A 24229-nucleotide genomic window follows, 5' to 3' on the forward strand; every position below is an offset into this window, starting at 1 on the left:
TTAACGACATGGGACTCGAAGAAAAGCTGCCGAGCGGCTTCCTGCTGACCACCGTCGAGCAGGCCGCGGGCTGGGTGCGCAAGGCGTCCGTCTTCCCGGCCACCTTCGGCCTCGCCTGCTGCGCCATCGAGATGATGACCACCGGCGCCGGCCGCTACGACCTGGCCCGCTTCGGCATGGAGGTCTTCCGCGGCTCACCGCGCCAGGCGGACCTGATGATCGTCGCCGGCCGGGTCAGCCAGAAGATGGCGCCCGTCCTGAGGCAGGTCTACGACCAGATGCCCAACCCCAAGTGGGTGATCTCCATGGGCGTCTGCGCCTCCTCCGGCGGCATGTTCAACAACTACGCGATCGTCCAGGGCGTCGACCACATCGTCCCGGTCGACATCTACCTGCCCGGCTGCCCGCCCCGCCCCGAGATGCTGATGGACGCGATCCTCAAGCTCCACCAGAAGATCCAGTCCTCCAAGCTCGGCGTGAATGCCGAGGAGGCGGCCCGCGAGGCGGAGGAGGCGGCGCTCAAGGCCCTGCCCACGATCGAGATGAAGGGGCTGCTGCGGTGAGCGACGCGAACGGCACGCAGGGGAACCACGGGGCGAACGGCCCCGCGAACGGGGTGAACGGCTCCTCGAACGGGGTGAACCCCGAGAAGGATCTCTCCGCCTCCAACCTCCCCGGCCAGCGCGGCCAGGGCGGCGAGGAGATCCGCGTCCAGCGCGGCATGTTCGGCGCCAACAACGGCGGCGACACCTCCGGCTACGGCGGGCTGGTCCGCTCGGTCCGACTCCCGGGACCGGCGACCCGGCCCTACGGCGGCTGGTTCGACGAGGTCGCCGACGAACTGGAGGGCGCCCTGGAGGAACAGGGTCTCCTCCCCGGTAACGCCATCGAGAAGACGGTCGTCGACCGCGGCGAGCTGACCTTCCACATCGAGCGGGAGCACCTGGTCCGCGTCGCCCGCACCCTGCGCGACGACCCGGCCCTGCGCTTCGAGCTGTGCACCGGCGTCAGCGGCGTCCACTACCCGAACGACAAGGGCCGCGAGCTGCACGCCGTCTACCACCTGCGCTCGATCACCCACAACCGGCTGATCCGCCTCGAAGTCAGCGCGCCCGACAGCGACCCGCGCATCCCGTCGCTGGTCTCCGTCTACCCGACGAACGACTGGCACGAGCGCGAGACGTACGACTTCTTCGGCATCGTCTTCGAAGGTCACCCGGCCCTGACGCGGATCATGATGCCGGACGACTGGCAGGGCCACCCGCAGCGCAAGGACTACCCCCTCGGCGGCATCCCCGTCGAGTACAAGGGCGCCCAGATCCCGGCTCCGGACCAGCGGAGGTCGTACTCGTGAGCACGCAGTCAGCATCCGCCGCGTCGGCCGCGTCCGCGCGCGAGACCACCGAGGGCACCGTCTACACGGTCACCGGTGGCGACTGGGACGAGGTCGTCCAGTCCGCGGCCCGCGCCGACGACGAGCGCATCGTCGTCAACATGGGTCCCCAGCACCCGTCCACCCATGGGGTGCTCCGCCTGATCCTGGAGATCGAGGGCGAGACGGTCACCGAGGCCCGCTGCGGCATCGGCTACCTCCACACCGGCATCGAGAAGAACCTCGAATACCGCACGTGGACGCAGGGCACCACGTTCGTGACGCGCATGGACTACCTGACGTCCTTCTTCAACGAGACCGCCTACTGCCTCGCCGTCGAGAAGCTCCTCGGCATCGAGGACCAGATCACCGAGCGGGCCAAGATCATCCGGGTGCTCCTGATGGAGCTGAACCGGTTGTCCTCCCACCTGGTGTGCATCGCCACCGGCGGCATGGAGCTGGGCGCCACCACGATCATGATCTACGGATTCCGTGATCGTGAAATGATTCTCGACATCTACGAGCTGGTCACGGGCCTGCGCATGAACCACGCGTACATCCGGCCCGGCGGACTCGCCCAGGACCTGCCGCCCGGCGCGGTGGACCAGATCCGCGAGTTCGTGAAGAAGATGAAGAAGAACCTCCCGGAGTACGACAAGCTCGCCACCGGGAACCCCATCTTCAAGGCCCGCATGCAGGACATCGGCTACCTCGACCTGGCCGGCTGCATGGCCCTCGGCGCGACCGGCCCGATCCTGCGCGCCACCGGCCTGCCGCACGACCTGCGCAAGGCCCAGCCGTACTGCGATTACGAGACGTACGACTTCGACGTCCCCACCGCCGACACCTGCGACGCCTACGGCCGCTTCCTCATCCGCCTGGAGGAGATGCGCCAGTCGCTCGGCATCGTCGAGCAGTGCCTGGACCGGCTCCAGCCCGGTCCGGTCATGGTCGCCGACAAGAAGATCGCCTGGCCCGCCCAGCTCGCCCTGGGACCGGACGGACTCGGCAACTCCCTCGACCACATCAAGAAGATCATGGGCACCTCCATGGAGGCCCTGATCCACCACTTCAAGCTGGTCACCGAGGGCTTCCGGGTCCCGCCGGGACAGGCGTACGCCGCCGTCGAGTCGCCCAAGGGCGAACTCGGGGTGCACGCGGTCTCCGACGGCGGCACCCGCCCCTACCGGGTCCACTTCCGCGACCCGTCCTTCACCAACCTTCAGGCCATGGCGGCGATGTGCGAGGGCGGCCAGGTCGCCGACGTCATCGTCGCCGTCGCGTCCATCGACCCCGTGATGGGAGGCGTCGACCGGTGACCACCTCTTCTTCCGAGCGGGGCGTCAGCCTGGGCATGCCCGAACTGCCCGCACCCGCGTACCCGGACGACGTCCGGGCCCGGCTGGAGGCGGACGCGCGCGAAGTGATCGCGCGCTACCCGGACTCCCGGTCCGCCCTGCTGCCGCTGCTCCACCTCGTGCAGTCGGAGGAGGGCCATGTCACGCGCACCGGCATGCGGTTCTGCGCGGACATGCTGGGTCTGACCACGGCCGAGGTCACCGCCGTCGCCACCTTCTACACGATGTACCGGCGCAAGCCGTCCGGTGACTACCAGGTCGGCGTCTGCACCAACACGCTGTGCGCGGTCATGGGCGGCGACGCGATCTTCGAGACCCTCCAGGAGCACTTGGGCGTCGGCAACGGCGAGACCACGGACGACGGCAAGGTCACCCTGGAGCACATCGAGTGCAACGCGGCCTGCGACTACGCGCCGGTCGTGATGGTCAACTGGGAGTTCTTCGACAACCAGACCCCGGCGAGCGCCAAGCGCCTGGTCGACGATCTGCGGGCGGGGCGCTCCGTGCAGCCCACGCGCGGGGCGCGCCTGTGCACCTTCAAGGAGACCGCGCGGATCCTGGCCGGCTTCCCCGACGAGCGGCCCGGGGCCGTCGAGGAGGGCGGCAGTGCGGGACCCGCGTCGCTGGTGGGCCTTCGCCTGGCAAAGGGAGAGGCCGCACCCGCGCGCGTGGTCCATCCGCGCGGAGGTCCGCACGAGGAACCGCAGGACAGGGTGCACGAGCCGTCGCCGGCCGAGCACCTCAGCTCCCATGACGCGCCGCAGGACACATCGGCCTCCGACCCTGCCCACCCCGCGGGGCCTACCGCAGAGGAGGGGGAGTGATGACCGTGGTATCCGAGGTCAAGGACCCGAGCCCGGAGAAGCTGCTCGCACCCGTGCTGTCGGCCTTCTGGGACGAGGACCGGTCCTGGACTCTGGACGTCTACCGGAGGCACGAGGGGTACGAGGGGCTCCGCAAGGCCCTCGCCATGTCGCCGGACGACCTGATCGCGTACGTCAAGGACTCCGGGCTGCGGGGCCGCGGCGGCGCGGGATTCCCGACCGGGATGAAGTGGCAGTTCATCCCTCAGGGTGATGGAAAGCCGCACTATCTGGTTGTCAACGCCGACGAGTCGGAGCCGGGCACCTGCAAGGACATCCCGCTCCTCTTCGCGAACCCGCACAGCCTCATCGAGGGCATCGTGATCGCGTGCTACGCCATCAGGTCGTCGCATGCCTTCATCTATCTGCGGGGTGAAGTCGTCCCCGTTCTGCGGCGGTTGCACGAGGCCGTGCGCGAGGCCTACGCGGCGGGGTACCTCGGCGAGAACATCCTGGGCAGCGGACTCGACCTCCAGCTCACCGTGCACGCCGGCGCCGGCGCGTACATCTGCGGTGAGGAGACCGCACTGCTCGACTCGCTCGAAGGCCGCCGTGGGCAACCGCGGCTCCGTCCCCCCTTCCCTGCGGTGGAAGGCCTCTATGCCTGTCCCACTGTGGTGAACAACGTCGAGTCGATCGCGTCGGTTCCCGCCATCCTGAAAAACGGCAAGGACTGGTTCAGGTCGATGGGCAGCGAGAAGTCCCCGGGCTTCACGCTCTACTCGCTCAGCGGCCATGTCGCGAGCCCCGGCCAGTACGAGGCCCCGCTCGGCATCACGCTGCGCCAGCTCCTCGACATGAGCGGCGGCATGCGGCCGGGCCACCGCCTGAAGTTCTGGACGCCGGGCGGCTCCTCCACGCCGATGTTCACCGACGAGCACCTCGACGTCCCCCTCGACTACGAGGGCGTCGGCGCCGCCGGCTCCATGCTCGGCACCAAGGCGCTGCAGTGCTTCGACGAGACGACCTGCGTGGTGCGGGCGGTGACCCGCTGGACCGAGTTCTACGCCCACGAGTCCTGCGGCAAGTGCACACCCTGCCGCGAAGGGACGTACTGGCTGGTGCAGTTGCTGCGGGACATCGAGGCCGGCAAGGGCGTGATGTCCGACCTCGACAAGCTCGCCGACATCGCCGACAACATCAACGGCAAGTCCTTCTGCGCCCTCGGCGACGGCGCCGCGTCCCCGATCTTCTCCTCGCTGAAGTACTTCCGCGAGGAGTACGAGCAGCACATCACGGGCCGGGGCTGCCCCTTCGACCCGGCCAAGTCGACGGCCTGGGCGGACCGCCCGGAGGTGAACGCATGACCGTGACCACCAGTGCTCCCGCGGGTGGGGGAGAGGCGGCGGTCCCGCCGGAGGACCTCGTCACGCTGACGATCGACGGCATCGAGATCAGCGTGCCCAAGGGCACCCTGGTCATCCGGGCCGCCGAGCAGCTCGGCATCGAGATCCCCCGCTTCTGCGACCACCCCCTGCTGGACCCGGCCGGCGCCTGCCGCCAGTGCATCGTCGAGGTCGAGGGCCAGCGCAAGCCGATGGCGTCCTGCACGATCACGTGCACCGACGGCATGGTCGTGAAGACCCACCTGACCTCGCCGGTCGCCGAGAAGGCGCAGCACGGTGTGATGGAGCTGCTGCTCATCAACCACCCGCTGGACTGCCCGGTCTGCGACAAGGGCGGCGAGTGCCCGCTGCAGAACCAGGCGATGTCTCACGGCAACGCCGAGTCCCGCTTCGACGGCAAGAAGCGGACCTACGAGAAGCCCGTACCGATCTCCACCCAGGTGCTGCTCGACCGCGAGCGGTGCGTGCTGTGCGCCCGCTGCACCCGCTTCTCCAACCAGATCGCGGGCGACCCCATGATCGAGCTGGTCGAGCGGGGCGCGCTCCAGCAGGTCGGCACCGGCGAGGGCGACCCGTTCGAGTCGTATTTCTCCGGCAACACCATCCAGATCTGCCCGGTCGGCGCGCTCACCTCGGCCGCCTACCGGTTCCGCTCCCGCCCCTTCGACCTCGTCTCCTCCCCGTCGGTGTGCGAGCACTGCTCCGGCGGCTGCGCCACCCGCACCGACCACCGGCGCGGCAAGGTCATGCGGCGGCTCGCCGCGTACGACCCCGAGGTCAACGAGGAGTGGATCTGCGACAAGGGACGCTTCGCGTTCCGGTACGCGCAGCTGAGGGACCGCCTCGACACGCCGCTGGTGCGCAACGCCGACGGTGTCCTGGAGCCCGCCTCCTGGCCCGAGGCGCTGGAAGCGGCCGCGCGGGGTCTGAGCGCCGCCCGCTCCCGGGCCGGTGTCCTCATCGGCGGCAGGCTGACCGTCGAGGACGCCTACGCGTACAGCAAGTTCGCGCGCGTGGTGCTCGACACCAACGACATCGACTTCCGCGCGCGCGTGCACAGCGGTGAGGAGGCCGACTTCCTGGCGGCCCGGGTGGCCGGCCGCGGCCGGGACCTCGACGGTACGGGTGTCACGTACACCTCCCTGGAGAAGGCGCCGGCCGTCCTGCTGGTCGGCTTCGAGTCGGAGGAGGAGGCACCCGGCGTCTTCCTGCGGCTGCGCAAGGCCTGGCGCAAGCGCAAGCAGCGGGTGTTCGCGCTGGCCACGCACGCCACCCGGGGCCTGGAGAAGGCGGGCGGCACGCTGCTGCCGGCCGCTCCGGGCACCGAGACGGAGTGGCTGGACGCGCTCGCGAGCGGCGTCGGCCTGGAGGAGCCCGGCACGCTCGCCGCCGAGGCCCTGCGCGCCGAGGGCGCCGTCATCGTCGTAGGAGAGCGGCTGGCCGGTGTCGCGGGCGGACTCACCGCCGCGCTGCGCGCCGCCACCGCGACCGGCGCCGAACTGGTGTGGATCCCGCGCCGGGCCGGTGAGCGCGGTGCCGTCGAGGTGGGTGCGCTGCCGTCGCTGCTGCCGGGCGGCCGCCCGGCGACCGACCCGCGCGCGCGGGAGGAGGTCGCCGCGGCCTGGGGCCTCGCCGGACTCCCGGCGCGCCACGGCCGCGACACGCACCAGATCGTCGAGGCCGCCGCCACCGGCGAACTCTCGGCGCTCCTGGTCGCCGGAGTGGAGGTCGCCGACCTGCCCGACCCGGCACGCGCGCGTGAGGCGCTGGAGAACGTCGGCTTCCTGGTGTCGCTGGAGCTGCGGCCCAGCGAGGTCACCGCCCACGCCGACGTCGTCCTGCCGGTCGCCGCGGTCGCCGAGAAGGCGGGCACCTTCCTCAACTGGGAGGGCCGCGTGCGCTTCTTCGAGGCCGCGCTCAAGCCCGACCAGATGACCCGCCCGCTCCCGCCGACCGACACGCGGGTGCTGCACATGCTCGCCGACGCCATGGACGGTGCCGAAGGCGCCGACGGGCGCCGGGTGCTGGGCCTGCCGGATCTGCGCACCACGCGCGCGGAGATCGACCGGCTCGGCTCCTGGGACGGCCCCCGTGCCTCCGGGCCCATGGAGATTGCGGGCGCGCTGCCCCGCCCGGCCGTCGGCGAGGCCGTGCTCGCCGGGCACCGGCTGCTGCTCGACCAGGGCGTCCTCCAGGAGGGCGACGAGGCGCTCGCCGGGACCCGGCACGCCGCACGCGCGCGCGTGTCCGCCGCGACGGCCGCCGAGGCGGGCGTCGCGGACGGTGACGTCCTGACCGTCACCGGCCCCGCCGGCACGGTCGGACTGCCCCTGGAGATCACCGAGATGCCCGACCGGGTGGTGTGGCTCCCGCTGAACTCGGCCGGTGCCGGCGTCGCCTCCGACACCGGGGCACGTCCCGGCTCCCTCGTCCGCATCGGCCCGGCGGCAGTCGCCGAAGAGGCCCCCAAGGAGGTGGAGGCATGAGCCCGTACCTCGCCGCTGAAGACCTCTCGATGTTCGGCCGCGACCCCTGGTGGCTGGTCGTCGTCAAAGCGGTCTTCTGCTTCGCGTTCCTGATGGTGACCGTGCTGTTCTCCATCGTCTGGGAGCGCAAGGTCGTCGCCTGGATGCAGTTGCGCATCGGCCCCAACCGGCACGGCCCCTGGGGCATGCTCCAGTCGCTCGCCGACGGCGTGAAGCTGATGCTCAAGGAAGACCTCATCGTCAAGCGCGCGGACAAGGTGGTCTACGTCCTCGCGCCGATCGTCGCGGCCGTCCCGGCCTTCATGGCGATCGCGGTGATCCCCTTCGGACCGGCCGGCAACGAGATCTCGATCTTCGGCCACCGCACCACGATGCAGCTCACCGACCTGCCGATCGCGATGCTCTACATCCTCGCCATCGCCTCGGTCGGCATCTACGGCATCGTGCTGGCGGGCTGGAGTTCCGGGTCCACCTACCCGCTCCTGGGCGGCCTGCGCTCCTGCGCGCAGATGATCTCGTACGAGATCGCCATGGGCGCCGCGTTCGCCTCCGTGTTCCTCTACTCGGGGTCGATGTCGACGTCCACGATCGTGGAGCAGCAGCACGACCGCTGGTACATCCTGCTGCTGCCGGTCTCCTTCATCCTGTACATCGTCACGATGGTCGGCGAGACCAACCGAGCCCCCTTCGACATGCCGGAGTCCGAGGGCGACCTGGTCGGCGGCTTCAACACCGAGTACTCGTCGATCAAGTTCGCGATGTTCATGCTCGCCGAGTACGTGAACATGGTGACGGTCTCGGCCGTCTCGACCACCCTGTTCCTCGGCGGCTGGCGCGCCCCCTGGCCGGTCAGCTCCTTCTGGGAGGGCGCGAACCACGGCTGGTGGCCGCTGCTCTGGTTCGTCATCAAGGTGCAGCTGCTGCTGTTCTTCTTCATCTGGCTGCGCGGCACGCTCCCGCGCGTGCGCTACGACCAGCTGATGAAGCTCGGCTGGAAGGTCCTCATCCCGGTCTCGGTGACCTGGCTGATGCTGGTCGCGACGGTCCGCGCCCTGCGCAACGAAAACTACGACTTCGCCGACATCGCCCTCTACGTCGGCGGGGGTGTCCTCGCCCTGCTGTTGATCTCCTTCGTCGCCGACATGTTCCGCGAGAAGGCGAAGCCGGCCGGACAACCCGCAGACGAGCAGCCGGCGTTCGACCCGATGGCGGGCGGGTTCCCGGTGCCGCCGCTGCCCGGGCAGGAGCTGCCGCCGGTGCCGAGGCGCCGCCCCCGGTGGGGTGAGCGGGAGCTGATTGTCAGTGGTGGACCGGACACTGTCAGTGACGGATCTTCGGATGGAAAGGAGGCGTCCGATGGCTGAGGAGCCTCAGGAGTCCGGGCAGACCAAGCCCGGTTTCCAGAACCCCGTGGCCGGCTTCGGCGTGACCTTCAAGGCCATGTTCAAGAAGCGGCTGACCGAGCAGTACCCGGAGCAGAAGAAGACCACGGCTCCGCGGTTCCACGGACGGCACCAGCTCAACCGCCATCCGGACGGCCTGGAGAAGTGCGTCGGCTGCGAGCTGTGCGCCTGGGCCTGCCCCGCCGACGCCATCTACGTGGAGGGCGCGGACAACACCGACGAGGAGCGCTACTCGCCGGGCGAGCGGTACGGCCGCGTCTACCAGATCAACTACGCCCGCTGCATCCTGTGCGGGCTGTGCATCGAGGCGTGCCCCACGCGCGCGCTGACGATGACGAACGAGTTCGAACTGGCCGACTCCAGCCGGGCCAACCTCATCTACACCAAGGAGCAGCTGCTCGCCGGTCTCGAAGAGGGCATGGTCGACACGCCGCACGCGATCTTCCCGGGGACGGACGAACAGGACTACTACCGCGGCCTGGTGACGCAGGCCGCGCCCGGTACGGTCCGCCAGGTGGCCGTCTCCAAGGGCGAGGTCCCGCAGGAGGCCGCCTCCACGTTCGGCGAGGACGAGCCGGCCTCGGAGAAGGTGATCGGCCGATGAGCGCGCAGCACCTCGCCGCCTACACCACCTCCACCGGTGAGGCGTTCCAGTTCTGGGTCCTCGGCACGGTCGCGGTGATCGGCGCCCTGTGCACCGTCTTCATGAAGAAGGCCGTGCACAGCGCGCTCTGCCTTGCCGGCACCATGATCGTCCTGGCGGTGTTCTACCTGGCCAACGGCGCCTACTTCCTCGGGATCGTGCAGATCGTCGTCTACACCGGCGCGATCATGATGCTGTTCCTGTTCGTGGTGATGCTCGTCGGCGTCACGGCCGCGGACTCCCTGAGGGAGACCATCAAGGGCCAGCGCTGGCTGGCCCTGCTGTGCGGGACCGGCTTCGGGGTCCTGCTGTTCGCCGGCATCGGCAACGCCTCCCTGAAGGAGTTCGACGGCACCGGCCGGGCGAACGCGAACGGCAATGTGGAGGGGCTGGCGTCCCTCATCTTCACCAAGTACGTCTTCGCCTTCGAGATCACCGGCGCGCTGCTCATCACGGCCGCGGTCGGCGCCATGGTGCTCACCCACCGGGAGCGCACCGAGCGCGCCAAGACGCAGCGCGAGCTGTCCGAGCAGCGGGTCCGCGAGGGCAGGCACGTCCCGCCGCTGCCCGCCCCCGGTGTCTACGCCCGGCACAACGCCGTGGACATCGCGGGTCTGCTGCCCGACGGCACCCCGTCCGAGCTGACCGTCAGCAAGACGCTGCGCGAACGCGGGCAGGTCCGTGACGTGTCCGCGGAGGCCCTCAACGACCTGCGGGCGCTGGAGCAGCGCGCGGAGGAGCGCCTGGAGCGCCGGGCGATCGAGCCGGAGACGTTCAAGCGGCCCGAGGAGGCGTCGAAGTGAACCCGGTCAACTACCTCTACCTCGCCGCCCTGTTGTTCACGATCGGCGCGACCGGCGTGCTGATCCGGCGCAACGCCATCGTGGTCTTCATGTGCATCGAGCTGATGCTGAACGCCTGCAACCTCGCGTTCGTCACCTTCTCCCGGATGCACGGCAACCTCGACGGCCAGATCATCGCCTTCTTCACGATGGTCGTCGCCGCCGCGGAGGTCGTGGTGGGTCTCGCGATCATCGTGTCGCTGTTCCGTGCCCGCCACTCGGCCTCGGTCGACGACGCCAGCCTGATGAAGCTGTAAGGGGTCGGAAGAATCGTGGAGAACCTGATCGCGCTGCTCATCGCGGCGCCCCTGCTCGGAGCGGCCGTCCTCCTGGTCGGCGGCCGGCGTCTGGACCGCGTCGGCCACTGGATCGGCACGCTCCTGTCGGCCGCCTCCTTCGTGTTCGGCCTCATCCTCTTCGCCGACCTGCTCGGCAAGGGCGCGGAGCAGCGCACCCTGACGCAGCACCTGTTCAGCTGGGTCCCGGTGGCCGGCTTCCAGGCGGACGTCACCTTCCGCCTGGACCAGCTGTCCATGACGTTCGTGCTGCTCATCACGGGCGTCGGCTCGCTGATCCACCTGTACTCGGTCGGGTACATGGAGCACGACGAGCGGCGCCGCCGCTTCTTCGGCTATCTGAACCTGTTCCTCGCGGCGATGCTGCTGCTCGTCCTCGCCGACAACTACCTGCTGCTGTACGTCGGCTGGGAGGGCGTCGGTCTCGCCTCGTACCTGCTGATCGGCTTCTGGCAGCACAAGCCCAGCGCCGCCACGGCCGCGAAGAAGGCCTTCCTGGTCAACCGGGTCGGCGACATGGGCCTGTCGATCGCGATCATGCTGATGTTCACCACCTTCGGCAGCTTCGCCTTCGGCCCGGTCCTCGGCCACACCGGTGACACCTCCGAGGGCAAGCTCACCGCGATCGGCCTGATGCTGCTGCTCGCCGCCTGCGGCAAGTCCGCCCAGGTGCCGCTGCAGTCCTGGCTCGGGGACGCCATGGAGGGCCCGACCCCGGTCTCCGCGCTCATCCACGCGGCGACGATGGTGACGGCGGGGGTCTACCTGATCGTCCGCTCCGGTGCCATCTTCAACGCCGCCCCCGACGCGCAGCTGGTCGTCACGGTCGTCGGCGCGGTCACGCTCCTGTTCGGTGCGATCGTCGGTTGCGCCAAGGACGACATCAAGAAGGCGCTGGCCGGCTCCACCATGTCGCAGATCGGCTACATGGTCCTCGCGGCGGGCCTCGGCCCCATCGGCTACGTCTTCGCGATCATGCACCTGGTGACGCACGGCTTCTTCAAGGCCGGGCTGTTCCTCGGCGCGGGTTCCGTGATGCACGGCATGAACGACGAGGTCGACATGCGCCGCTACGGCGGCCTCAGGAAGTACATGCCGGTCACGTTCATCACCTTCGGCCTCGGCTATCTCGCCATCATCGGCTTCCCCGGCCTGTCCGGCTTCTTCTCCAAGGACAAGATCATCGAGGCGGCGTTCGCCAAGGGCGGCACCGAGGGCTGGATCCTCGGCGGCGCGGCCCTGCTGGGCGCGGCCATCACCGCCTTCTACATGACGCGCGTGATGCTGATGACGTTCTTCGGCGAAGAGCGGTGGCGCAACGCCCCGACCGCGTCCCCGGCCGAGCCCAGCGTGGAGCCCGCCGCCGAGACCCGGGGCGAGCACGCCGAGCCGCACCCGCACGAGTCCCCGAAGGTCATGACGATCCCGATGATCGTCCTCGCCGTCGGCTCGGTCTTCGGCGGTGCCTTCTTCAGCATCGGCGACCGCTTCCTGCACTGGCTGGAGCCCGTCACGGGACACAGTGAGGGCGACTCCCCGCTCAGCGCGGCGACCGTCACCGGCGCCACCATGGTCTGCCTGGTCGTCGGCGTCGCCATCGCCTGGGCCCAGTACGGCCGCAAGCCCGTTCCGGCGGTCGCACCGCGCGGCTCCCTGCTCACCCGCGCGGCCCGCCGCGACCTGCTCCAGGACGACTTCAACCACGTGGTCCTGGTGCGCGGCGGCGAGCACCTGACGCGCTCCCTGGTGTACGTCGACCACACCCTGGTCGACGGCGTCGTCAACGGCACGGCGGCCGGCTTCGGCGGTCTGTCCGGACGGCTGCGCCGACTCCAGAACGGCTTCGCCCGCTCCTACGCGGTCTCGATGTTCGGCGGCGCGGCACTCCTGGTCGCCGCGACCCTGCTGATGAGGGCGGTCTGATACCGATGTCCTTTCCTCTGCTGACAGCGACGGCGGCGCTCCCGGCCCTCGGGGCGGTGGCCACGGCCGCCGTACCGGCCGCCCGGCGCACCGCCGCCAAATGGCTGGCGCTGGTCGTCTCGCTCGCCACGCTCGCCCTGGCGGTCACCGTCCTGGTCCGGTTCGACCCGGGCGGTTCCCGGTACCAGCTCGCCGAGTCCCACGCCTGGATCAAGGACTTCGGGGTCAGGTACGAACTGGGCGTCGACGGCATCGCGGTCGCGCTGATCGCGCTGACCGCCGTACTGATCCCGTTCATCATCCTCGCGGGCTGGCACGACGCCGACCCGCTGGAGACCGGCAGCCGCCGCTGGCGGCCCACCCAGGGTTTCTTCGCGCTGATCCTGGCCGTGGAAGCGATGGTGATCATCTCCTTCGAGGCCACCGACGTCTTCCTCTTCTACATCTTCTTCGAAGCCATGCTCATCCCGATGTACTTCCTCATCGGCGGCTTCGGGGACCGTGCCCATGAGCACGGCGAGGAGACGGCCGCCACGCAGCGGTCGTACGCGGCGGTGAAGTTCCTGCTCTACAACCTGGCCGGCGGTCTGATCATGCTGGCCGCGGTGATCGGCTTGTACGTGGTCGCCGGGAACTTCTCGCTCACGGAGATCGCCGAGGCCCGCGCGAACGGCTCGCTGCACATGGCGACCAGCACCGAACGCTGGCTGTTCCTCGGCTTCTTCTTCGCCTTCGCGGTGAAGGCGCCGCTGTGGCCGCTGCACACCTGGCTGCCCAACGCCATGCAGGAGTCCACCGCCCCGGTCGCCGTCCTCATCACCGCGGTCGTCGACAAGGTGGGCACCTTCGCGATGCTCCGCTTCTGCCTCCAGCTGTTCCCGGAGGCGTCGAAGTGGGCGACGCCCGTCATCCTCGTCCTGGCGCTCACCAGCATCGTCTACGGCGCGCTGCTCGCCGTCGGCCAGCGGGACATCAAACGCCTGGTGGCCTACGCGTCGATCTCGCACTTCGGCTTCATCATCATGGGCATCTTCGCGATGACCAGCCAGGGCCAGTCCGGCGCGACGCTCTACATGGTCAACCACGGCATCTCCACGGCCGCCCTGATGCTGGTCGCCGGCTTCCTCATCTCCCGGCGCGGTTCGCGGCTCATCGCGGACTACGGCGGCGTGCAGAAGGTCGCCCCGGTGCTCGCCGGCACCTTCCTGATCGGCGGCCTCGCCACCCTGTCGCTGCCCGGACTGGCGCCGTTCGTCAGCGAGTTCCTGGTCCTGGTCGGCACGTTCACGCGCTACCCGGTGATCGGCATCATCGCCACCTTCGGCATCGTCCTCGCCGCGCTGTACACGCTCGTGCTGTACCAGCGGACCATGACGGGCCCGGTGAAGCCGGAGGTCTCCGCGATGCCCGACCTGCGCGTGCGCGAGCTGGTGGTCGTCGCCCCGCTGATCGTGCTGCTGATCTTCCTGGGCGTCTATCCGAAGCCCGTGACGGACATCGTCAACCCGGCGGTCAAGCAGACCATGTCCGACGTCCAGAAGAAGGACCCCAAGCCCGAGGTGGAGGCGGCCAAGTGAGCGCAACAGCCGTCCACAGCCTGTGGACAACCGCGGCCGAACCGATCTCGAAGATCGACGCGCCGAAGATCGAATACGGACAATTGTCGCCGGTGCTGATCGTCATCGGTGCGGCGCTGGTCGGGGTGCTCATCGAGGCCTTCGTGCCGCGTCGGTCCCGCTACTACGCGCAGGTGTTCGTGTCCGTCGTCGCCCTGTGCGCCGCGTTCGCCGCGGTCGTCGCGCTCGCGGCGGACGGGTTCGGCACCACGAAGGCGCACATCGCGGCCATGGGCGCCATCGCGGTCGACGGCCCGGCCCTCTTCCTCCAGGGCACGATCCTGCTGGCCGGCCTGGTCGGCCTGTTCACCTTCGCCGAGCGGCGCCTGGACCCGGCGGCGCATGGCAACCGGGTGGACTCCTTCGCCGCGCAGGCCGCCTCCGTACCCGGCAGCGACAGCGAACAGGCCGCCGTGAAAGCGGGCTTCACCACCACGGAGGTCTTCCCGCTGCTGCTCTTCGCGGTCGGCGGCATGCTGATCTTCCCGGCGGCGAACGACCTGGTGACCCTGTTCGTGGCCCTGGAGGTCTTCTCCCTGCCGCTGTATCTGCTGTGCGCGCTGGCCCGCCGCAAGCGGCTGATGTCGCAGGAAGCCGCGGTCAAGTACTTCCTGCTGGGCGCGTTCGCCTCCGCGTTCACCCTGTTCGGCATCGCGCTGCTGTACGGCTACGCGGGCTCGATGTCGTACGCGCGCATCGCCCAGGTCGTCGACGGCACGGTCACCGACGTCGACCCGGCCCTCGCCAACACCATGGGCAACGACGCGCTGCTGCTGGTCGGCGGCGCCATGCTCCTGATGGGCCTGCTGTTCAAGGTGGGCGCGGTGCCGTTCCACATGTGGACGCCCGACGTCTACCAGGGCGCGCCCACCCCGGTGACCGGCTTCATGGCGGCGGCGACGAAGGTGGCCGCGTTCGGCGCGCTGCTGCGCCTGCTGTACGTCGTCCTGCCCGGCCTGCGTTGGGACTGGCGGCCGGTCATGTGGGCCGTGGCGATCATCACCATGCTGGGCGGTGCGGTCGTCGCCATCACCCAGACCGACATCAAGCGGCTGCTGGCGTACTCGTCCATCGCGCACGCCGGGTTCATCCTCGCGGGTGTGATCGCCACCTCGAAGGACGGCGTGTCGTCAGTGCTCTTCTACCTGGCGGGCTACTCCTTCGTCACGATCGGCGCGTTCGCCGTGGTCACGCTGGTGCGCGACGCGGGCGGCGAGGCCACCCACCTGTCGAAGTGGGCGGGCCTCGGGCGTCGCTCGCCGCTGGTGGCGGCCGTGTTCGCGGTGTTCCTGCTGGCCTTCGCCGGCATCCCGCTGACCTCCGGGTTCGCCGGGAAGTTCGCCGTGTTCAAGGCGGCGGCGGACGGCGGCGCGGCCCCGCTGGTCGTGATCGGTGTGATCTCCTCGGCCATCGCCGCGTTCTTCTACATCCGCGTGATCGTGCTGATGTTCTTCAGCGAGCCACGACCGGAGGGTCCGACGGTCGCGGTCCCGTCACCGCTGACCATGCTCGCGATCGGCCTGGGCGTGGCCGTGACGCTGGTCCTCGGTGTGGCGCCGCAGTACTTCCTGGACCTGGCGAACCAGGCGGGAGTCTTCGTGCGCTGACACCCGCGCCACCCGCGCCGCTGCCCGGCACTCTCACAGGAGGGTGCCGGGCAGCGGTGTTCCCCGGCTCACGTCGGCCACGGCCGACCGGTGCCGTACGGAAACCACCGAGCCTGTGGATAACTCCGGGACTGTCGGTCTGGACCCCTATGGTGGAGGCAGCGGTCGAGAGACGACACACGGGGGACCGACGGGGGACAGGACGATGGGCGTGACGGGCGGGATCAGCGAGATGACACAGGTGGCCGAGGGGCCGGGCGCGGCCGACAGCGAGGCGCTGGCCACGCTGCACCGGGTCTTCGGATACGACGCCTTCCGGGGCGAGCAGCAGGCGATCATCGAGCACGTGGTGGCGGGCGGCGACGCCGTCGTCCTCATGCCGACCGGCGGTGGCAAGTCGCTGTGCTACCAGATCCCGGCCCTGGTCCGGCCCGGCACGGGCGTGGTCGTCTCGCCGCTGATCGCCCTCATGCAGGACCAGGTGGACGCCCTGCGCGCCCTCGGTGTCCGCGCCGGCTTCATCAACTCCACCCAGGACTTCGACGAGCGGCGCATGGTCGAGGCCGAGTTCCTGGCCGGCGAGCTGGACCTGCTGTACCTGGCCCCGGAGCGGCTGCGCGTGGACGCCACGCTGGATCTGCTCTCCCGTGGCAAGATCTCCGTCTTCGCGATCGACGAGGCCCACTGCGTGTCCCAGTGGGGCCACGACTTCCGCCCGGACTACCTCGCCCTCTCCCTGCTCGGCGAGCGCTGGCCGGACGTCCCGCGGATCGCCCTCACCGCCACGGCCACCCGCGCCACCCACCAGGAGATCACCCAGCGGCTGAACCTGCCGACGGCCCGGCACTTCGTCGCGAGCTTCGACCGGCCCAACATCCAGTACCGGATCGTGCCCAAGGCCGACCCCAGGAAGCAGCTGCTCGCCTTCCTCCGCGAGGAGCACGCGGGCGACGCCGGCATCGTGTACTGCCTCTCGCGCAACTCGGTGGAGCGCACGGCGGAGTTCCTGACCGCCAACGGCATCCAGGCGGTGCCGTACCACGCGGGCCTGGAGGCGGCCACGCGCGCGGCCCACCAGGCCCGGTTCCTGCGCGAGGACGGCCTGGTCGTGGTCGCGACCATCGCCTTCGGCATGGGCATCGACAAGCCGGACGTACGCTTCGTCGCCCACCTGGACCTGCCCAAGTCGATCGAGGGGTACTACCAGGAGACCGGCCGTGCGGGCCGCGACGGTCTGCCGTCGACGGCCTGGATGGCGTACGGCCTGAACGACGTCATACAGCAGCGCAAGCTGATCCAGTCGGGCGAGGGCGACGAGGCGTTCCGCCGCCGGGCCGCCGCCCACCTGGACGCCATGCTCGCGCTGTGCGAGACCGCCCAGTGCCGCCGTGGCCAGCTGCTCGCCTACTTCGGCCAGGACCCCGAGGCCGCGGCCTGCGGCAACTGCGACACCTGCCTCACCCCGCCCGAGACCTGGGACGGCACGATCGCCGCGCAGAAGGTGCTGTCCACCGTGGTGCGGCTGCAGCGGGAGCGCGGGCAGAAGTTCGGCGCGATGCAGATCGTCGACATCCTGCTCGGCAAGCGCACCGGCAAGGTGATCCAGTTCGACCACGACCAGCTGTCCGTCTTCGGCATCGGCCAGGATCTCTCCGAGGGCGAGTGGCGCGGCGTCGTCCGGCAACTGCTGGCCCAGGGGCTCCTCGCGGTCGAGGGGGAGTACGGCACGCTGGTGCTCACCGAGGCGAGCGGCTCGGTGCTGCGGCGGGAGCGCGAGGTGCCGCTGCGCAAGGAGCCGAAGAAGCCGACCGCCTCCCGGTCGCGCTCCACCGGCTCCTCCGGGGGCAACCGCAAGGCCAAGGCCGTCGCGGCCGAGCTGCCCGAGGCGCTGCTCCCGGCCTTCGAGGCCCTGCGGGCCTGGCGCGCCGAACAGGCCCGGGAGCAGGGCGTCCCGGCGTACGTCATCTTCCACGACGCCACCCTGCGCGAGATCGTGACCCGGTGGCCCGGATCGGTACGCGAGCTCGGCACGGTGAACGGCGTCGGCGAGAAGAAGCTGGCGACATACGGCGAAGGGGTGATCCAGGTGCTGGCCTCCCTGGACGGGGCCGCCCCGGCTGCCGACGCCACCCTGCCCGCCACCCCGGCCACCGCCGACAGCCAGGACGCCGACTGGCCCGAGCCGGCGGACGAGCCGGAACCGGACGACTGGATATAGCCGGGACTCCCTGGACGGCCTACGCCCTGGACGGGCCTACCCCCGGGAAGGCCTACTGCCCGGGTGGCCTGGGATGCGCCGGGACCTCCGGGACTCCCGGGACGCCGGGGCTGCTGGGACTCCGGTACTGCTGGGACTCCCGGGCTTCCGGGACGCCTGGGCTTCCGGGACGCCTGGGCCGCCGGCCCCCCGGGGCGGGGCCCGCGCGGTGCCGTCAGGTCCTCAGGACAGTGCCGTCAGGCCCGGGGCGAAGGTGATCAGCAGCGGGAGCAGCGGCACCAGCGCGGCCACCGTCGTCGTCAGCGCACGGTGCCGGCGCAGCAGCCGGGGCGGCGGCTCCAGCAGGCGGTCGACGCGCTCGCCGAGAAGGCGGCGGCTGGAGTCGCAGGACAGGACGCCCCGGTGCTGGTTCAGCTCGATCAGGGCCAGGGCCGTGGTGAGGTGCCCACAGCGCCGGGAGGCCGTGTCGTCGGCGGCCAGCTCGACCAGGCGGTGCGTCTGGTCGCAGAAGTGGGCGAAGAGCGGCACGCGCGGGAAGCCCGTGGCGAGGGCGGTGGACAGGTGCAGCAGCCAGTCGTGGTGGGCGCGGGCGTGCCCGCGCTCGTGGGTGAGGACGGCGTCCAGCTGGAGGTCGGTGAGGCGGTGCAACGCCCCTGTGGTGACGACCAGTTGCGGCGGGTGCCCCGGCATCCACCAGGCGTCCGGGTACTCGTCCTCCAGCACCAGCATCGGCCCGCGCGCCGCCGGCAGCCCGGCCGGCAGCTCCGGGGCGCGCTCGCGCAGGTGCGCCCGGGCCTGGCCGCGGCTGCGGCGGGCCTCGACGAGTTCGCGGGCCAGCATCGCCGTCGTCCAGGCGGCTCCGCAGGCCAGCAGCATGGTGAGCGCGGCGGCCCACACCGGCGCGGTGGACAGGTCGTACGCGGCGGTGACGGCGGGCGGCGCGGGCGCGAACACGCGGTCGCGGACGGTGTGGAAGACGGCCGCCGCGCCCAGGACCAGCGCGGTCAGGCAGCACAGCAGGACGGTGGCGACGAGGCACTGCCACACCCACAGCGCGACCACGGGTTCCCGCTCGGGCCAGGCGGCACGGGTCAGCGCGCGCGGCGCCGGTACGGCGGCCGTCAGGGCGACGACGCTCAGCAGGAGCAGGCAGACAGTCATGCCGGGGCCCCGGTTCCTGGTCGGAGAGGTGTGCGGGTGACGGTGGTGCCGGGCACGCGTCACGCGACGGCGGCTCGCGCGTGGTGCGTGTCCCCGTCAGTATGACGAAGACGGGCGGCCGGAGTCAGGTGTCGACACCGATCCGCCGGGACCGGCCCGGCTCCGCGCCCCCGGCCCCGCGCCCGACCGGTCCGCCCAGCAGGCCACCCGACCTGCCGGGCGCGCCCGTTCGGTGACCCCCCGCCCCCGCCTCGTAAGCCACCCAGCCGCCTCGCAAGCCACCGGCCCGCCTAGCGAGCCACCCGGCTCGCCACGCAAGCCACCCGGCCCGCCCGCCGCTCCCGTTCGGTGACCCTCCGCGGGGTCAGCCCGACACCACTCGCCCGCTGACCTCCCCCAGCCCCACCCGGCTGCCGTCCGCGCCCGGGGCCCAGGCCGACAGGGTGACCACGTCGCCGTCCTCCAGGAAGGTCCGTTTGCCGTCGGGGAGTTCGAGGGGGTCGCGGCCGTTCCAGGTCAGTTCCAGCAGGGAGCCGCGCTGGCGTTCGGTGGGGCCGCTCACCGTGCCGGAGCCGTACAGGTCGCCCGTGCGCAGCGAGGCGCCGTTCACGGTCATGTGGGCGAGTTGCTGGGCGGCGGTCCAGTACATGGTGGAGAAGGGGGGTTCGGAGACCACATGGCCGTTGACCGCGACCGAGATGCGCAGGTCGTAACCGCCGGCCTCGGTGCCGGGCGCCGAGTCGTCCAGGTAGGGCAGCAGCGGGTGCGTACGCTCCGGAGGCGCCACGCGCGCGTGCTCCAGCGCCTCCAGCGGGGTGATCCACGCCGACACGGAAGTGGCGAAGGACTTGCCGAGGAACGGGCCGAGAGGGACGTACTCCCAGGCCTGGATGTCCCGCGCGGACCAGTCGTTCAGCAGGCACAGCCCGAAGACGTGCTCCCGGAAGTCGCCGAGCGCGACCGGGGTGCCGAGCCGCGACGGCACGCCCACGACGAAGCCGACCTCGGCCTCGATGTCCAGCCGGATGGAGGGGCCGAAGACGGGCGCGGGGTCGGCCGGGCCCTTGCGCTGCCCGCAGGGGCGTACGACGTCCGTGCCGGAGACGACCACGGTGCCGGAGCGGCCGTGGTAACCGATCGGCAGGTGCTTCCAGTTGGGGGTGAGGGAGTCCTCGGCGCCGGGGCGGAAGATCTGGCCGACGTTGCGGGCGTGGTTCTCCGAGGCGTAGAAGTCGACGTAGTCCGCGACCTCGAAGGGCAGGTGCAGGGTCACCTCGGACAGGGGGTGGAACAGCGGCTCGACGGTCGCGCGGTGCGCCGGGTCCGTGACCCAGGACGTGAGGGCGCGCCGTACGTCCGACCAGGTGGCGCGGCCGGCGGCCAGCAGCGGGTTGAGGGTGGGCCGGGCGAGCAGCGGCTGGTGGGGCGAGCCGAGCGCGGCGGCCGCGGCGCCCGCGTCGAGGACGTGGTTCCCGAGCCGGACGCCGATCCTCCGCTCCGTGCTGCCGGAGGGCGAGAACACGCCGTAGGGGAGGTTGTGCGGACCGAAGGGGTCGCCCTCGGGGACGTCGAAGGGGGGCATGGGGTGCTGCCTCACTCTCATCCGGGCCATGCATGGCACTGCGTTCCATGTGGTCGGGCCACACGTTACGGCTGAGCACGTGTCTTGGGCAGTGCCTCACCGAGCAGCGCCCATCGCGCCGTCCGCGGCGAGTGGTTGGGCGGGGACGGCACGTAAGTGCGGGAAATGACAGGTGAGTCGGCGGGGCGTGCTGTCCGTATTCTCTGATCATGGCACCCACCCCGGCATATGCACTGATCGCCACTGACCTGGACGGGACGCTGCTGCGCGGCGACGACACCGTCTCGGACCGGTCCCTCGCCGCGCTCGCGCGGGTGGCGCGGGCCGGCGCCCGGCACCTGGTGGTGACGGGCCGCCCGGCCCCGCGGGTGCGGCCACTGCTCGCGGACCTCGGCTGCGCCGGGCTCGCGGTGTGCGGGCAGGGGGCCCAGGTCTACGACGCCGCGACCGGCCGTCTGCTGTGGTCGGTCCGGCTGGACCGGGAGCTGGCCGAGACGGCGCTCGGCAAGATCGAGGCGGAGGTGGGGCAGGTCTACGCGGCGGTCGACCAGGACGGCGTGGACGGGCTCACGCTCATCGAACCGGGCTACCGGATGCCCCACCCGACGCTGCCCGCGGTGCGGGTCGGCCGGCGGGACGACCTGTGGCGCGCGCCCATCAGCAAGGTGCTGCTGCGGCACGCCAGCCTGTCCGACGACGAGTTGGCGGCCGTGGCCCGCGCGGCGGTGGGCTCGCTCGCGACGGTCACCATGTCGGGGCCGGGCACGGTGGAGCTCCAGCCGTGCGGGGTGACGAAGGCGACCGGGCTGGCGCTCGCCGCCGAACGGCTCGGGATCGCCGCCGAACGGGCCCTCGCGTTCGGCGACATGCCCAACGACATCCCGATGTTCGACTGGGCCGGGCGCGGTGTCGCCATGGCCGACGCGCATCCGGAACTCAAGGCGGTGGCCGATGAGGTCACCTTGTCGAACGAGGACGACGGCGTCGCCGTCGTCCTCGAAGGACTCTTCCCGGCCGACTGACCGGGGTATCAGGAGCGCCCGGCCCGGCCGCCGGTGCCGGTCAGTACGCGCCGAACACGTTGTCGATGGACCCGTACCGGGCGGCCGCGTAGTTGCAGGCGGCGGTGATGTTGGCGACCGGGTCGTAGATGTCGAAGGACGTTCCGGCCACGTGGTACGCGTTGAACGTCGGGTCGATGACCTGGAGCAGGCCCTTGGAGGGGATGCCCTTGGCGGCGTTGGAGTCCCAGAGGTTGATGGCCTTCGGGTTGCCCGAGGACTCGCGGATGATGTTGCGGTAGATGCCGTTGTAGGTGCCCGGGATGTGCTTCTCGGCCATGATCGCAAGCGACTCGCGGATCCAGCCGTCGAGGTTGTCCGGGTAGCCGGCGGGGGTGGTGGCCGCCGTGGTGGCGGTGCTGGGGGCCGCGGAGGCGCTGGCCGCGCCGATGAGCGGCAGGGCGAGGACGGCGGCACCGGTGCCGGCGGCGGTGAGCGCGCGGACGAGGCGGCTGTTCCGGGTACGGCGGGGCTGGGCGACAGCAGACATGGGGGCGTTCCTCTCCGGCGCCTGCGAGGTGAGCTGTCGGGTTCGGGCGGGGAGGTGCCCTGCCGTGCTCCTGACGGAGGCATGGCTTCACCCCTAGCCGTCCCGGCGCGGCGTGTGCCGTTCCGGACCGGCGGCTTACCTGGGTCCCCCGCTCCTGCCGTACGAATGAGTTCGTCGATGGGTATGCGGGCGGCGGCAGGATTCGGCGTCCGCCCGACGGCCCGGAACGTATGCGAGAGCACATGTCGGGAACAAGGGCCGGAGTCATACAACGTGCGATTTGACCTTGATCGACGCTGTATGAGCTACTTGATCCTTTGCGGTTGCCAATCCTCAACTCGCCGACGGGGCAAGGGGTCACGGGGGTCGGGCCGAGGAGGTGGGCCGACCGGGCGCGTGACCCAACTCACGAAATAACAAACAGTTTCAAGTCGGACATGGGGGATTGAGGGGATTCGCCTTTGAAGTCGGGGTGATGGTGGAACCCGGCATATGGCGAGCGTCGTCGCCGAGGCGAGGGGGCGGTGTCCGGATTACTCTTATATGGATAAAAATCCGCTCACACTGTGTGATCAAAACCATGCCGGTCATGATCCGGTATCGCCCGGGCTGGACCGGTGGGCGCTATCGGTGATCGAAAGAGGACCGGATACGCTGACTTGAGTGATGGCAGCGACCTATCGACAAACCGTGTAATCGCCAGCAGACACCAGCAGACAGGAGACCCCTCGTGACCGTCGTCGGGCCGTTCGGGCTGAGCGTGCGGGACCAGGCTCTGGAAGCCGATGTCCAGGCCGGATTGGCGGCTGTCGAGGAAGGCTTGCTCGAAGCCACCAAGAGCGAGGTCCCGTTCATCACGGGGGCGGCGCAGCACCTCGTGCGGGCGGGCGGGAAGCGGTTCCGGCCACTCCTCGTGATGCTCGCCGCCCAGTTCGGCGACCCCTACGCGCCGGGCGTGGTGCCCTCCGCCGTCGTCGTGGAGCTGACCCATCTGGCCACGCTGTACCACGACGACGTCATGGACGAGGCGGCCGTACGGCGTGGCGTGGACAGCGCCAACACCCGCTGGGGCAACTCCGTCGCGGTCCTCACCGGCGACTTCCTCTTCGCCCGTGCCTCCCAGATCCTCGCCGACCTCGGTCCCGAGGCGGTCCGGGTGCAGGCACTCGCGTTCGAACGGCTCGTCACCGGCCAGATCCTGGAGACCGCGGGTCCCTCGGACGGCCGAGACCCGGTCGAGCACTATCTGGACGTGCTGGCCGGCAAGACGGGCTCCCTGGTGGCGGTGTCGTGCCGGTTCGGCGCGATGATGTCCGGCGCGGACGAGACGGTCGTCGACGTCCTCACCCAGTACGGCGAACGGCTCGGCGTCGCCTTCCAGCTCGCCGACGACGTCCTGGACATCGCCTCCGACTCCCACGAGTCCGGCAAGACCCCGGGCACCGACCTGCGTGAGGGAATCCCGACCCTGCCGGTGCTCCGGCTGCGCGAGCGGGCCGCCCGGCTGGGGCTGGCGGAGGACGTCGCGCTGTGCGAGCTGCTGGACTCCGACCTCAGCGACGACGCCCGGCACGCCGAGGCGCTGGCCGCGCTGCGCGCGCACCCCGCGCTGGAGCAGGCCCGGCGGGACACCGTGCGGTACGCGGAGGAGGCGCGGGCCGCGCTCGCCCCGCTGCGCGAGTGCGATGCCAAGGCGGCGCTGATCGAGCTGTGCGACGCGGTCGTGCACCGCGCGGGCTGACCCGGCCGGTCACCCGTACGGGCCCCGGCGCCCGGCCGACCCCTACGGGTCGGGTGGAGAAACGGCCGCCGGGTGTCATACCGCAGGTGTAGACGGAGTTGCCTCCGAGGTCTGACGCTTGTTCACAGCCGATTTGGTCAGATGGACACCACGGAAATCACCACTCCTCACCGTTTCGGGTGAGAATGGCGGCTCAGGGTGGACCAGCGGACCAGCGTGAG

Annotated in this window: 19 protein-coding genes and 1 riboswitch; of the genes, 16 read left to right on the forward strand and 3 right to left on the reverse strand. The window is 70.6% G+C overall.

The window, feature by feature from the left end; all coding sequences use genetic code 11:
- Positions 1 to 8 precede the first annotated feature (8 nt).
- From C3492_RS17725 to recQ, 14 genes are all read left to right on the forward strand, one after another.
- Complete coding sequence (locus C3492_RS17725) at positions 9 to 563, forward strand: NADH-quinone oxidoreductase subunit B family protein (protein ID WP_007383964.1); 555 nt, start codon at positions 9 to 11, stop codon at positions 561 to 563.
- Positions 560 to 1354, forward strand: coding sequence for an NADH-quinone oxidoreductase subunit C (locus tag C3492_RS17730; RefSeq protein WP_374938354.1), 795 nt, complete (start codon positions 560 to 562; stop codon positions 1352 to 1354). Before C3492_RS17725 ends, C3492_RS17730 begins: the two co-directional genes overlap by 4 nt.
- On the forward strand, positions 1351 to 2691 hold the full coding sequence (locus C3492_RS17735; protein ID WP_103812731.1) for an NADH-quinone oxidoreductase subunit D: 1341 nt from the start codon (positions 1351 to 1353) through the stop codon (positions 2689 to 2691). The genes C3492_RS17730 and C3492_RS17735 overlap by 4 nt, the downstream gene beginning before the upstream one ends.
- Positions 2688 to 3554 (forward strand): NADH-quinone oxidoreductase subunit NuoE, encoded by an 867-nt coding sequence (gene nuoE, locus C3492_RS17740; protein WP_103812732.1) that lies wholly within the window; start codon positions 2688 to 2690, stop codon positions 3552 to 3554. The genes C3492_RS17735 and nuoE overlap by 4 nt, the downstream gene beginning before the upstream one ends.
- Complete coding sequence (gene nuoF / locus C3492_RS17745) at positions 3554 to 4900, forward strand: NADH-quinone oxidoreductase subunit NuoF (protein WP_103812733.1); 1347 nt, start codon at positions 3554 to 3556, stop codon at positions 4898 to 4900. Before nuoE ends, nuoF begins: the two co-directional genes overlap by 1 nt.
- A complete protein-coding gene (locus tag C3492_RS17750) occupies positions 4897 to 7425 on the forward strand; it encodes an NADH-quinone oxidoreductase subunit G (protein ID WP_103812734.1) in 2529 nt (842 codons plus the stop codon). Before nuoF ends, C3492_RS17750 begins: the two co-directional genes overlap by 4 nt.
- A complete protein-coding gene (gene nuoH, locus C3492_RS17755; protein ID WP_103812735.1) occupies positions 7422 to 8789 on the forward strand; it encodes an NADH-quinone oxidoreductase subunit NuoH in 1368 nt (455 codons plus the stop codon). Before C3492_RS17750 ends, nuoH begins: the two co-directional genes overlap by 4 nt.
- Entirely contained in the window at positions 8782 to 9432 is a 651-nt protein-coding gene (gene nuoI / locus C3492_RS17760) for an NADH-quinone oxidoreductase subunit NuoI (protein ID WP_103812736.1), read from the forward strand. Before nuoH ends, nuoI begins: the two co-directional genes overlap by 8 nt.
- The gene (locus C3492_RS17765) at positions 9429 to 10274 is read left to right on the forward strand and encodes an NADH-quinone oxidoreductase subunit J (protein ID WP_103812737.1); all 846 of its coding nucleotides are present in this window, start codon (positions 9429 to 9431) and stop codon (positions 10272 to 10274) included. The genes nuoI and C3492_RS17765 overlap by 4 nt, the downstream gene beginning before the upstream one ends.
- Positions 10271 to 10570 carry an NADH-quinone oxidoreductase subunit NuoK gene (nuoK, locus tag C3492_RS17770; protein WP_030641022.1) on the forward strand — a complete coding sequence of 100 codons (300 nt, stop codon included), beginning with the start codon at positions 10271 to 10273 and terminating at the stop codon, positions 10568 to 10570. The genes C3492_RS17765 and nuoK overlap by 4 nt, the downstream gene beginning before the upstream one ends.
- Positions 10571 to 10585: 15 nt before the next feature.
- Positions 10586 to 12532 (forward strand): NADH-quinone oxidoreductase subunit L, encoded by a 1947-nt coding sequence (nuoL, locus tag C3492_RS17775; RefSeq protein WP_103812738.1) that lies wholly within the window; start codon positions 10586 to 10588, stop codon positions 12530 to 12532.
- 5 nt (positions 12533 to 12537) lie between these two features.
- On the forward strand, positions 12538 to 14109 hold the full coding sequence (locus tag C3492_RS17780; RefSeq protein ID WP_103812739.1) for an NADH-quinone oxidoreductase subunit M: 1572 nt from the start codon (positions 12538 to 12540) through the stop codon (positions 14107 to 14109).
- Positions 14106 to 15755: an NADH-quinone oxidoreductase subunit NuoN gene (nuoN, locus tag C3492_RS17785; RefSeq protein ID WP_103812740.1), complete on the forward strand. Its 1650-nt coding sequence runs from the start codon at positions 14106 to 14108 to the stop codon at positions 15753 to 15755. The genes C3492_RS17780 and nuoN overlap by 4 nt, the downstream gene beginning before the upstream one ends.
- Before the next feature lie 205 nt (positions 15756 to 15960).
- On the forward strand, positions 15961 to 17973 hold the full coding sequence (recQ, locus tag C3492_RS17790) for a DNA helicase RecQ (protein ID WP_181140427.1): 2013 nt from the start codon (positions 15961 to 15963) through the stop codon (positions 17971 to 17973).
- A gap of 222 nt (positions 17974 to 18195) precedes the next feature.
- On the opposite strand, the gene C3492_RS17795 is transcribed toward recQ, so the two are convergent.
- The gene (locus C3492_RS17795) at positions 18196 to 19134 is read right to left on the reverse strand and encodes a M56 family metallopeptidase (RefSeq protein ID WP_103812741.1); all 939 of its coding nucleotides are present in this window, start codon (positions 19132 to 19134) and stop codon (positions 18196 to 18198) included.
- 364 nt (positions 19135 to 19498) lie between these two features.
- Positions 19499 to 20716, reverse strand: coding sequence for a fumarylacetoacetase (gene fahA / locus C3492_RS17800; RefSeq protein WP_103812742.1), 1218 nt, complete (start codon positions 20714 to 20716; stop codon positions 19499 to 19501).
- Positions 20717 to 20925: 209 nt separating this feature from the next.
- On the opposite strand from fahA, the gene C3492_RS17805 reads away from it, so the two are divergent.
- On the forward strand, positions 20926 to 21738 hold the full coding sequence (locus C3492_RS17805) for an HAD family hydrolase (RefSeq protein WP_103812743.1): 813 nt from the start codon (positions 20926 to 20928) through the stop codon (positions 21736 to 21738).
- 40 nt (positions 21739 to 21778) lie between these two features.
- On the opposite strand, the gene C3492_RS17810 is transcribed toward C3492_RS17805, so the two are convergent.
- Positions 21779 to 22267 carry a transglycosylase SLT domain-containing protein gene (locus C3492_RS17810; protein ID WP_103812744.1) on the reverse strand — a complete coding sequence of 163 codons (489 nt, stop codon included), beginning with the start codon at positions 22265 to 22267 and terminating at the stop codon, positions 21779 to 21781.
- Positions 22268 to 22272: 5 nt separating this feature from the next.
- Positions 22273 to 22454: riboswitch (cyclic di-AMP (ydaO/yuaA leader) on the reverse strand.
- Positions 22455 to 22997: 543 nt separating this feature from the next.
- On the opposite strand from C3492_RS17810, the gene C3492_RS17815 reads away from it, so the two are divergent.
- Positions 22998 to 24008 (forward strand): polyprenyl synthetase family protein, encoded by a 1011-nt coding sequence (locus tag C3492_RS17815; protein WP_103812745.1) that lies wholly within the window; start codon positions 22998 to 23000, stop codon positions 24006 to 24008.
- The last annotated feature ends 221 nt before the right edge of the window (positions 24009 to 24229 follow it).

This window comes from Streptomyces sp. Ru62 (assembly GCF_002920615.1).
Lineage (GTDB): Bacteria > Actinomycetota > Actinomycetes > Streptomycetales > Streptomycetaceae > Streptomyces.